The following is a 10,193-nucleotide window of genomic DNA, read 5'->3' on the forward strand; positions in this document are numbered from 1 at the left end:
CGCATGCAGACCTCGTTCGCCCGCCACCTCGACGCCTTTTCCAGCTGGCGCCGCCTGCTCGAGCGCCGGCTCGTCGAGCTCGCGCAGGGGCTGGGCGACGCGCAGCTGCTCGACCCCGATGCGTCCGACACGATCGAGACGCTGCGGCGCCAGGTCGCCGGCGACCGCGTCGTCGTCGCCTTCGTCGCCGAGTTCTCGCGCGGCAAGTCGGAGCTGATCAACGCGATCTTCTTCGCCGACACCGGGCGGCGCATCCTGCCGGCCACGCCGGGACGCACGACGATGTGTCCGGTGGAGATCGGCTGCGAGCGCGGCGAGCCGCCGATGCTCGCGCTGCTGCCGATCGACACGCGCACGCTGCCGCAGTCGCTCGACGAGCTGCGCCGCAAGACCGAGCTGTGGACGCGCATCCGCCTCGACCCGACGGCGCCCGACCGCCTGGCCGACGACCTCGCCGAGGTGATGCGCACCAAGGCCGTGCCCGTCGACGAGGCGCGCGCGCTCGGCCTGTGGGACGACGAGCGCCCCGACGACAACCCGCTGCTGGTCGCCGAAGGGCTGGTCGAGATCCCGAGCTGGCGCCACGCGATCATCAACTACCCGCACCCGCTGCTCGAGCGCGGGCTGGTCGTGCTCGACACGCCGGGGCTCAACGCGATCGGTGCCGAGCCGGCGCTGACGATCGGGCTGCTGCCGGCCGCGCACGCGGTGGTGTTCGTCGTCGGTGCCGACACCGGCGTCACGCGCTCCGACCTCGCGATCTGGCGCGACCACCTCAGCGCGCTCGCGGCGCAGCGCTACGCGGTGCTCAACAAGATCGACGTGCTCGCCGACCCGCTGCTGACACGGCAGGAGGTGATGGAGCAGATCGAACGCCAGCGCGTCGCGACGGCGCAGGCGCTGGGCATCGAGCCGCAGCAGGTCTATGCGCTGTCGGCGCGGCAGGCGCTGACCGCGCGCATCGACGGCCAGCGGCTGGGGCTGCTCGAGAGCCGCCTGCCCGCGTTCGAGGAGCTGCTCGCGCAGGACCTGCTGCCGCGGCGCCAGCAGATGCTGCAGCGCGCCGTGCTCGACGGTCTCGCGCCGATCGAACAGCGGCTCGAGCGCCAGCTCGGCGACCAGCGCCGCCAGGCCGCCGAGCAGCTGCTCGAACTGCGCGGGCTGCGCGGCAAGAGCAAGGGCAAGGTGCAGCTGCTGCTGCAGCGCGTCGCCGACGACGCGAAGGACTTCGAGCGCTGCACGGTGCGCCTGGGCGCGCTGCGTGCGGTGCACTCGCGCATGCTGCGCCACAGCCTCGACGCGATCTCGATCGACCGCCTGCGCGACGACGTCGCGCGGCTGCAGCACGACATCGCCGGCACGCTGCTGCACCTGGGTGCCAAGCGCCTGTTCGGCGAGCTCGTGCAGCGCCTGCGCGAGCGCGTGGTCGTCGCGGCCAAGCGCAACGACGAGACGCGCGCGATGCTGCAGGCCAGCTTCGCGCAGATCAATGCCGAGTTCGGCTTCGCGCTCGTGCTGTCGGAACCGCCGTCGCTCGAGCGCACGCTCGCCGAGCTCGCCGACGTCGAGCGCAACGTCAACGCCTACCTCGGGCTCGTGACCGCGCTGCGGTTGGCCGACGCGCGCCAGCTCGAGCAGTTCCGCCGCATGGTGTGGTCGCGGCTGCGCACCGTGTTCGAGGCCGCGATCCGCGACCTCGAGCAGTGGAACCGCGCCGCGTCGGCGCAGGTCGACGCGCAGCTGCGCGAGCGGCGCCTGGCGTTCGTCAAGCGCCGCGACGCGCTCGAGCGCATCCGCAGCGCCGCCGGCGAGCTCGAAGGGCACATCGACGCCGTCGAGGCCCAGGAAAGGCAGCACCGCGAGCTCGCGGCGCGCGTGCAGGCGCTGTTCGGTGCGCTGCGCGAACACGCGCAGCGCACGCCGGACCCCGACGCGGCGACGCCACCGCGGCACGCCGAGGCGACGACGATGCGCCTGCCGTTGCCGCCGTCGCGCTTCGGCACGCTCTGAGCCGCAGCCGCGGCGCCGGGCCGCGGCCGATGCCACACTGCGCGGCGTGAGCCGCCGCCCACCGCCCACCTCCTTCGAACCGGGTTTCGCCGAGCGCGTCGTCGCGTGGCAGCGCCGCCACGGCCGTCACGACCTGCCGTGGCAGCGCACGCGCGACCCGTACCGCGTCTGGCTGTCGGAAGTGATGCTGCAGCAGACGCAGGTGGCCACCGTGCTCGGCTACTACGAGCGCTTCCTCGCGCGCTTCCCCGACGTCGTCGCGCTCGCCGCCGCGCCGCTGGACGACGTGCTCGCGCTGTGGAGCGGGCTGGGCTACTACAGCCGTGCGCGCCACCTGCACCGCTGCGCGCAAGTCGTCGTCGCCGAGCACGGCGGCACGTTCCCGCGCGACAGCGCGACGCTCGCGACGCTGCCCGGGATCGGCCGCTCGACGGCCGCAGCGATCGCGGCGTTCTGTTTCGGTGAGCGCGCGGCGATCCTCGACGGCAACGTCAAGCGCGTGCTCGCGCGCGCGCTCGGCTTCGGCGACGACCTGGCCGGCGCGGCCGCCGAGCGCGCGCTGTGGCAGCGCGCGCAGGCGCTGCTGCCGGCGCGCGACGTCGACGTCTACACGCAGGGGCTGATGGACCTCGGCGCGACGGTGTGCACCGCGCGCGCGCCGCGCTGCGACGCGTGCCCGCTCGCCGACGGCTGCGTCGCGCGTGCCGAGGGCCGCCCCGAGCGCTACCCGGTCAAGACGCGCCGCACCCGCCGCGGGCGGCGCCGCCACGCGCTGCTGTGGCTCGCGCAGGGCCGCAGGCTGTGGCTCGTGCAGCGCCCGCCGCGCGGCGTGTGGGCGTCGCTGTGGAGCCTGCCCGAGTTCGCGTCGGCCGATGCGCTGGCGGCGCTGTCGGCCGGCTGGCCGGGCGAGGCGCGCTGGCTCGCGCCGATCGAGCACGCGCTGACGCACTTCGACTGGGAGCTGCAGCCGCTGCACCACACGCTGCCGGCGCGGCTCGCGGCGTCGCAGCGCGACGCCGTCGAGCAGGCGCTGCGCGCAGCTGCCGGCCCCGGGCGCTGGGTCGCGCGCGACGAGGCGCTCGCGCTCGGCCTGCCGGCGCCGGTGCGGCGGCTGCTGGCCGGCGGCTGACGCGCCGCCTCAGCCGCCGACGACGCCGCGCTGGCGCAGGAATTCGTCGACCAGCTGCAGCCGCACGAGCGGGTCGTCGAGCAGCATCAGCTTGTGCTTGGCCGCCAGCGGCACTGGCAGCAGCTCGCACCAGCGGTTGGCGACCCAGCCGGCGTCGTCGAAGCGGTGCGGCGCGGCGAACGGCTGCGTGCCCTGCTGCGCCAGCGCGCCGATCGCGTTGGCCAGTGCGCGCACGGTGGCGTGCATCGCCGGCGTCGGCGCGACGGCAGGGTCGTCGGGCAGCTCACGCACCGGCGCGACCCACAGCCCGTCGTCGCGCTGCCGTGCGCTGCCCGTGAGCTCGAAGCGCCGCGTGCCGGTGCAGCGTACCTGCAGGATGCCGGGCTGCGCGGCGTCGACCTCGTCGAGCCGCGCCAGCGTGCCGGCATCCTCGAAGCGCACGGTCTCGGCGCCGCTGCGCACTTCGCCGCCCTCGCGCAGGCACACGACGCCGAAGCCGCTGCCTTCGCGCAGGCAGCGGCTCACGAGGTCGAGGTAGCGCGCCTCGAACACCTTCAGGCGCAGCAGCGCGCCAGGGAACAGCACCAGCCGCAGCGGGAACAGCGGCAGCTCGGCGGTTGCGCCGCTCACGTCGCGACCCCGAGCTCGCGGTGGCGCACCAGCGCCTGCCGCTCGGCGCCGATGCGGCGCGCGAGCATTTCGACGAAGTACACCGAGCGGTGCTGGCCGCCGGTGCAGCCGATGGCCACCGTCAGGTAGCTGCGCTGGTCGTTCTCGAACGCCGGCAGCCAGCGGCGCAGGTAGGCCTCGATGTCCTGCAGCATCGCGACTACCTCGGGCTGCGCCTCGAGGTAGTCGGCCACCGCGTCGTCGCGGCCGGTCAGCGGGCGCAGCTCGCGGATGTAGAACGGGTTGGGCAGCACGCGCACGTCGAACACGAGGTCGGCGTCGCGCGGCACGCCGTGCTTGTAGGCGAACGACTGGAACACCACCGTCAGCCCGCGCGCGCCGGCCTGCACGAGGTCGCGCACCCACGCGCCGAGCAGTGCCGGGCGCAGCTGGCTGGTGTCGATGACGGTCGAGGCCTCGCGCAGCCCGGCGAGCAGCTGGCGCTCGACCTCGATCGCGTCGACGAGCGCGCGCTCCTCGTTCCCGCCGGGCGGCGCGAGCGGGTGCGGGCGGCGCGTCTCGGAGAAGCGCCGTACCAGCGTGTCGGTGTCGGCGTCGAGGAACAGCGAGCGGATCGCAACGCCCTCGGCGCGCAGCTGCTCGAGCAGCGGCAGCAGGTGCGGCAGCGAGCCGCTGGTGCGCACGTCGACCGCGATCGCGACGCGGCGCACGCCGCGCTCGGACTCCAGGCGCAGGAACTCGCGCAGCAGTTCGGGCGGCAGGTTGTCGACGCAGAAGAAGCCGGCGTCCTCGAGCGCGTGCAGTGCGACCGACTTGCCCGAGCCCGAGATCCCGGTCACGAGCACGACTTCGCGCTGCGCGGCTTCGGGCGCGGGAGGCGGGGCGCGCTCGTCCATCGCGGTTCAGGAGCGCGCACGCGCGCTGCGTCGCGGCGCCGCCGGCGCCGGCGATGCGGCCGCCTGCTGGGCCTGCTGCAGCATCGCCTGCGCGTGCTGCAGCCCGGTGCCGGCGACGGCGCCTTCGAGGTGCGCGCCGCCGAGCATGCGCGCGATTTCGGCCACGCGTGCCTCGCCCGCCACCGGCTGCACCTCGCTGACGGTGGCGCCGCCACGGCCCGTCTTGCGCACGACGAGGTGCTGGTCGGCGCACGCGGCGACCTGCGCGAGGTGCGTGACGGCGAGCACCTGCTGCTCGCCGCCGAGCTGCTTCATCAGCCGCCCGACGGTGTCGGCCACCGCGCCGCCGATGCCGACGTCGATCTCGTCGAAGATCAGCGTGGCGGCCGCGTCGGCGCCGCGCCGGCGCGCCGTCGTCACCGCGATCGCCAGCGCCAGCCGCGACAGCTCGCCGCCCGAGGCGACCTTGGCCAGCGGCCGCGGCGTGCTGCCGGCGTGGCCGGCCACGCGCAGCTCGACCGTCTCGAGCCCGTAGCTCTGCGGCGCGTCCTGCGACAGCAGCGCGACCTCGAAACGCCCGCCGGCCATGCCCAGCGGCTGCATCGCCTGCGTGACGGCGTCGGCCAGCGCGGGCGCCGCGGCACGGCGCGCGGCGCTGGCGCGCTGCGCCTCGGCGCGCCACGCGTGCTCGGCGCGCGCGACGGCGGCTTCGAGCGCGTCGAGGTCGGCGGCGGCGTCGAGCGCGGCGAGTTCTCGCCGCCACGCCTCCAGCAGCGCCGGCAGCTCGGCCGGCGGGCGGCGGAAGCGCCGCGCGAGCGCGAGCCACGATGACATCCGCGCGTCGAGCTCGGACAGGCGGTCGGGGTCGAGCTCGGTGTGGTGCAGGTAGCCGGTCAGCGTGTGCGCCGCGTCGTGCAGCTGCGCCTGTGCGCCTTGCAGCACCTCGATCACCGGCGCCAGCCGTGCGTCATAGGCGGCAACTTCCTGCAGCGCGTCGATGGCGCGCTGCGCCAGCGCATCGGCGCCGGGCAGCTCGTCGTCGCCGTCGATCGCGGTCTGCGCCGCGCGCGCGGCGTCGAGCAGCGACTGCGCGTGCGCGAGGCGCTGGTGTTCGGCCTCGAGCGCGGTCCACTCGTCGGCGCCCGGGGCCAGCCGCTCGATCTCGCCGATCTGCCAGGCCAGCCGCTCGCGCTCGCGCTCGGCGCTGCCGGCGTCGCGGCGCGCGCGCTCGAGCGCGTCGGTGGCCGCCTTCCAGTCGGCGAAGCGCGCGGCGAGCGCCGCCGCATCGACGCCGGCCTGGGCGTCGAGCAGCGCGCGCACCGCGGCCGGCCGCGTCAGGCTCTGCCACGCGTGCTGGCCGTGGATCTCGACGAGGAAGTCGGCCGCCTCGCGCAGCTGCGCGACGGTCGCGGGGCTGCCGTTGATCCAAGCACGGCTCTTGCCCTGCGCGTCGATCACGCGGCGCAGCAGCAGCGTGTCGTCGGCGGCGAAGCCGGCCTCGTCGAGCCAGCCGCGCAGCACGGCCGGGGTGTCGAACTCGGCACCGATGTCGGCGCGCGCCGCGCCCTCGCGCACGACGCCGGCGTCGCCGCGCGCGCCGAGCGCGAGCTGCAGCGCGTCGACGAGGATCGACTTGCCGGCGCCCGTCTCGCCGGTCAGCACCGTGAAGCCCGGCCCGAACTCGAGGTCGAGCGCCTCGACGATGACGAAGTCGCGCAGAACCAGCCGCCGCAGCATGTCAGTGTTTCGCAGGGGCGCCGCAACGGGATCCAAGCGGCCGCCGTGGATCCGGCTTCGCCGGTCCACTGGCGGCGCCCCCCTGGGGGGGAGCCTTACTCATACCAGCGCAGCTTGCGCCGCAGCGTGCCGTAGTAGCTCCACCCCGGCGGATGCAGGAAACGCACCTTGTGCGCCGAGCGGCGCACCCGCACCTGGTCGCCATGCAGCAGGCTGGCCAGGCGGTGCATGTCGAAGTTCAGCGAGGCGTCGCGCCCGGCGACGATCTCGATGCCGATCTCGCCGTGGTCGGGCAGCACGATCGGGCGGTTGCTCAGCGTGTGCGACGCGATCGGGCACATGACCCAGCCGGCGATCGCCGGGTGCACGATCGGCCCGCCGGCCGACAGCGCGTACGCGGTGCTGCCGGTGGGGGTCGCGACGATCAGCCCGTCGGCGCGCAGGCTGGCCATCAGCTCGTCGCCCACCGTCACGCGCAGCTCGACCATGCCGGCGGTGGCACCGCGGTTGACGACGACTTCGTTGAGCGCGAATTCGCTGAAGATGCACTCGCCGTCGCGCCAGACGCCGCCCTCGATCATCGCGCGATGCTCTTCCTCGTAGTCGCCGGCGACCATCGCCGCCAGCGCGTCGCGGAACTGGCCCACCGGCACGTCGGTGATGAAACCCAGCCGGCCCTGGTTGATGCCCACCAGCGGCAGGTTGTGGCGCGCCATCTCGCGCGCGACACCGAGCATCGTGCCGTCGCCGCCGACGACGACGCCGAGGTCGCAGCGCCGCCCGAGCTCGCCGACCGCAGCCGACGCGTAGTCGGCCAGCCCCGTGTTGAGCGCGGTGTCGGCCTCGAGCGTGACGTCGAGCCCGAGGCCGATCAGGAACTGCGCGATGTCGTCGAGCACCGGCCGGATGCCCTGGGCCTGGTACTTCCCGACCAGCGCGGCGTGACGGAAGCGCGTCGCCATGCGGACGATTACACCATAGGGCCCGCCGCCGGCGCGGGGCCCGCCGGCGCGCGCAAGCCCTTGTCACTACAATGAAAAACATGCTCGACGAGCGCGCCCGCACGTTGCTCAAGACCCTGGTCGAACGCTACATCGCCGACGGCCAGCCGGTGGGCTCGCGCACGCTGTCGCGCGCTTGCGGCCTCGAGCTGAGCCCGGCGACGATCCGCAACGTGATGGCCGACCTCGAGGACCTCGGCCTGATCGCGAGCCCCCACACCAGCGCCGGGCGCGTGCCGACCGCGCGCGGCTACCGGCTGTTCGTCGACACGATGCTCACCGCGAAGCCGCTGGACCTGGCGCAGATCGAGCCCAGCCTGGCCGCGGTGCGCGAGCAGGTGCAGCCCGACCAGCCGCAGCGCGTCATCGCGCAGGCCGCGCAGGTGCTGTCGAACCTGTCGCACTTCGTCGGCGTCGTCACCGCGCCGCGCAAGGCCGGCGTGTTCCGCCACATCGAGTTCCTGCGCCTGTCGGAGCGGCGCGTGCTGGTGATTCTGGTCGATGCCGACGGCGAGGTGCAAAACCGTGTCATCGTCACCGCGCGCGACTACACGCAGTCCGAGCTCGTCGAGGCGACGAACTACCTGAACACGCACTACGCGGGGCTCACGCTCGACGGCATCCGCGAGCGGCTGAAGACCGAGATCGAGGCGCTGCGCGGCGAGATCGCCGCGCTGATGCAGGCCGCGGTGCAGGCCGGCAGCGAGGCGCTCGCCGAGAGCACCGAGCAGGTCGTCGTCAGCGGCGAGCGCAACCTGCTCGAGGTCGAGGACTTCGGCAGCGACCTCGGCAGCCTGCGCAAGCTGTTCGACCTGTTCGAGCGCAAGACCGAGCTGATGCGGCTGCTCGACGTCTCGAGCCGCGCCGAGGGCGTGCGCATCTACATCGGCGGCGAGAGCGGCGTCGTGCCGTTCGACGAGCTGTCGGTGGTCTCGGCGCCGTACGTCGTCGACGGCGAGGTCGTCGGCACGCTGGGCGTCATCGGCCCGACGCGCATGCCGTACGACCGCATGATCCAGATCGTCGACATCACGTCGCGGCTGGTCAGCCACGCGCTGTCGCACCACCGCGCCTGACGCGGCGCGCCCGCGGTGCGTCGCACCGGCGCGACAGGCGCGACTTCCGCGTCTGGCCTTGGGCATACTGCGCGCCGCGCGCCGGCGCACGGAACTTCCACGGCGCGCGCCGGTCTGCGCGGCTTCGGTCAACCCCGCTGAGTGCCCCACCGTTTCAGCATCGACGTCCAGCCCACCCGAGGAGCCCCAATGGCCCGTATCTCCCGCTTGTCGACCCTGTGTGCCGCCGTGCTGCTGGCGGCCGGTGTTTCCTCCGGCGCGTTCGCGCAGGGCTCGAAGGTGCTCAACGTGATGAACTGGGCCGACTACATCGGCCCCGACGTGATCGCCAATTTCGAGAAGGAAACGGGCATCAAGGTCAAGTACGACGCGACGATCGAGAGCAACGAGACGCTGCACGCCAAGCTCGTGGCCGGGCGCACCGGCTACGACATCGTCGTGCCGAGCGCCCACTTCGCCGCGCAGCAGATCAAGGGCGGCATCTTCCAGCCGCTGGACCCGGCCAAGATCCCGAACCTGAAGAACCTCGACCCGGCGCTGCAGGCCAAGCTCGCCGAGGCCGACCCGGGCAACAAGTACCTCGTGACCTGGATGTGGGGCTTCGTCACGGTGGGCATCAACGAGCAGAAGGTCAAGGAGGCGCTGGGCAGCACGCCGATGCCGGCCAACCCGCTGGACCTGATCTTCAAGCCCGAGTACGCGAGCAAGCTCAAGAGCTGCGGCATCCACGTGCTCGACTCGGCGAGCGAGGTGGTGCCGGTGGCAATGATCTATGCCGGCAAGGACGGCTACAGCACCAACGCCAAGGACTACGACGCCGCGCGCGACGTGCTGATGAAGGCGCGCCCGTACGTCACGCGCATCTTCTCGCCCGGCCCGATCAACGACATGGCGCAGGGCCAGATCTGCGTGTCGCTCGGCTACTCGGGTGACTTCAACATCGCCAACGCGCGCGCCGCCGAGGCCAAGCAGAAGTTCACGATCAAGCCGCTGATCCCGCCCGCGGGCGCGACGATGTTCATCGACACGATGGCGATCCCGAAGGACGCGAAGAACGTCGACGCCGCGCACGCCTTCATCAACTACATCCTGCGCCCCGAGGTGCACGCGTCGCTGACCAACGAGGTCTTCTACGGCAACCCGAACCCGGCGTCGAAGCAGTTCGTCAAGCCCGAGCTGGCGAACAACCCGACGATCTTCCTGTCGGAGGCCGACATCAAGAAGCTCGCGGTGCCCAGGACCTTGCCCAACGACGCACGCCGCGTGCAGACGCGCGTGTTCCAGCAGTTCAAGTCGGGCAAATGAGTGCGGCGGCCGCGTGAAGCGGCCACACCGCCGACCGCTTTCAGTCCCGCCGTCGCGTTCCCGACGGCGGGTTCTTCGGTTTTGGAATGGAGTGTGCTGCGGCAACCTGCTGCGCACAGGCGATACGATCGCCGACCGACGGGCCGTTAGCTCAGTGGTCAGAGCAGGGGACTCATAATCCTTTGGTCGCTGGTTCGATCCCAGCACGGCCTACCGTCGTCGTTTGGCAGTGTGCAAATTCCGTCACTTGCCCTGCAGCCCCTGCTCCTCGTCCGCCACCGCGTCAATGCGGATGTCCGTGGGCGGCCGAGCGTTTTCTTTTGGTAATTCCTAACCTTTCCGGACCAGAATTGGACGTAGGTCCTGGATGGAGATCTGCTTGAGAAGCTTGTACAGCAAGGGTTGCAGG

The 10,193-nt window shown here is 72.9% G+C and carries 8 protein-coding genes and 1 tRNA gene; 5 read left to right on the top strand and 4 right to left on the bottom strand.

Annotation, left to right across the window (positions count from 1 at the left end; genetic code table 11):
- Positions 1-3 precede the first annotated feature (3 nt).
- Positions 4-2,010, top strand: a complete 2,007-nt coding sequence (locus tag MOJ79_RS16705; RefSeq protein ID WP_241925176.1) for a dynamin family protein — start codon at positions 4-6, stop codon at positions 2,008-2,010.
- Positions 2,011-2,056: 46 nt separating this feature from the next.
- Entirely contained in the window at positions 2,057-3,139 is a 1,083-nt protein-coding gene (mutY, locus tag MOJ79_RS16710) for an A/G-specific adenine glycosylase (RefSeq protein WP_241925177.1), read from the top strand.
- A 9-nt stretch (positions 3,140-3,148) separates the two neighbouring features.
- Here the strand turns inward: mutY and MOJ79_RS16715 are convergent, their stop codons facing one another.
- The 4 genes from MOJ79_RS16715 to MOJ79_RS16730 all read right to left on the bottom strand — a co-directional run bounded on the left by MOJ79_RS16715 (position 3,149) and on the right by MOJ79_RS16730 (position 7,364).
- Positions 3,149-3,769, bottom strand: a complete 621-nt coding sequence (locus MOJ79_RS16715) for an LON peptidase substrate-binding domain-containing protein (RefSeq protein WP_241925178.1) — start codon at positions 3,767-3,769, stop codon at positions 3,149-3,151.
- Positions 3,766-4,665, bottom strand: coding sequence for an RNase adapter RapZ (rapZ, locus tag MOJ79_RS16720; protein WP_241925179.1), 900 nt, complete (start codon positions 4,663-4,665; stop codon positions 3,766-3,768). The genes MOJ79_RS16715 and rapZ overlap by 4 nt, the downstream gene beginning before the upstream one ends.
- 6 nt (positions 4,666-4,671) lie before the next feature.
- The gene (gene recN / locus MOJ79_RS16725; protein ID WP_241925180.1) at positions 4,672-6,402 is read right to left on the bottom strand and encodes a DNA repair protein RecN; all 1,731 of its coding nucleotides are present in this window, start codon (positions 6,400-6,402) and stop codon (positions 4,672-4,674) included.
- Positions 6,403-6,497: 95 nt separating this feature from the next.
- On the bottom strand, positions 6,498-7,364 hold the full coding sequence (locus MOJ79_RS16730; RefSeq protein ID WP_119293411.1) for an NAD kinase: 867 nt from the start codon (positions 7,362-7,364) through the stop codon (positions 6,498-6,500).
- An 80-nt stretch (positions 7,365-7,444) separates the two neighbouring features.
- On the opposite strand from MOJ79_RS16730, the gene hrcA reads away from it, so the two are divergent.
- The 3 genes from hrcA to MOJ79_RS16745 all read left to right on the top strand — a co-directional run bounded on the left by hrcA (position 7,445) and on the right by MOJ79_RS16745 (position 9,997).
- Positions 7,445-8,479, top strand: a complete 1,035-nt coding sequence (gene hrcA / locus MOJ79_RS16735) for a heat-inducible transcriptional repressor HrcA (protein WP_119354259.1) — start codon at positions 7,445-7,447, stop codon at positions 8,477-8,479.
- 189 nt (positions 8,480-8,668) lie between these two features.
- Positions 8,669-9,784, top strand: coding sequence for a polyamine ABC transporter substrate-binding protein (locus tag MOJ79_RS16740; protein ID WP_241925181.1), 1,116 nt, complete (start codon positions 8,669-8,671; stop codon positions 9,782-9,784).
- A 140-nt stretch (positions 9,785-9,924) separates the two neighbouring features.
- A tRNA-Ile gene (locus MOJ79_RS16745) sits at positions 9,925-9,997 on the top strand.
- The last annotated feature ends 196 nt before the right edge of the window (positions 9,998-10,193 follow it).

This window comes from Calidifontimicrobium sp. SYSU G02091 (assembly GCF_022631395.1).
GTDB classification, from domain to species: domain Bacteria; phylum Pseudomonadota; class Gammaproteobacteria; order Burkholderiales; family Burkholderiaceae_C; genus Calidifontimicrobium; species Calidifontimicrobium sediminis.

Coding starts and splice junctions, on each gene's coding strand:
- hrcA (WP_119354259.1), top strand. CDS start 7,445: ATGCTCGACGAGCGCGCCCGCACGTTGCTCAAGACCCTGGTCGAACGC.
- rapZ (WP_241925179.1), bottom strand. CDS start 4,665: ATGGACGAGCGCGCCCCGCCTCCCGCGCCCGAAGCCGCGCAGCGCGAA.
- MOJ79_RS16740 (WP_241925181.1), top strand. CDS start 8,669: ATGGCCCGTATCTCCCGCTTGTCGACCCTGTGTGCCGCCGTGCTGCTG.
- recN (WP_241925180.1), bottom strand. CDS start 6,402: ATGCTGCGGCGGCTGGTTCTGCGCGACTTCGTCATCGTCGAGGCGCTC.
- MOJ79_RS16705 (WP_241925176.1), top strand. CDS start 4: ATGCAGACCTCGTTCGCCCGCCACCTCGACGCCTTTTCCAGCTGGCGC.
- MOJ79_RS16730 (WP_119293411.1), bottom strand. CDS start 7,364: ATGGCGACGCGCTTCCGTCACGCCGCGCTGGTCGGGAAGTACCAGGCC.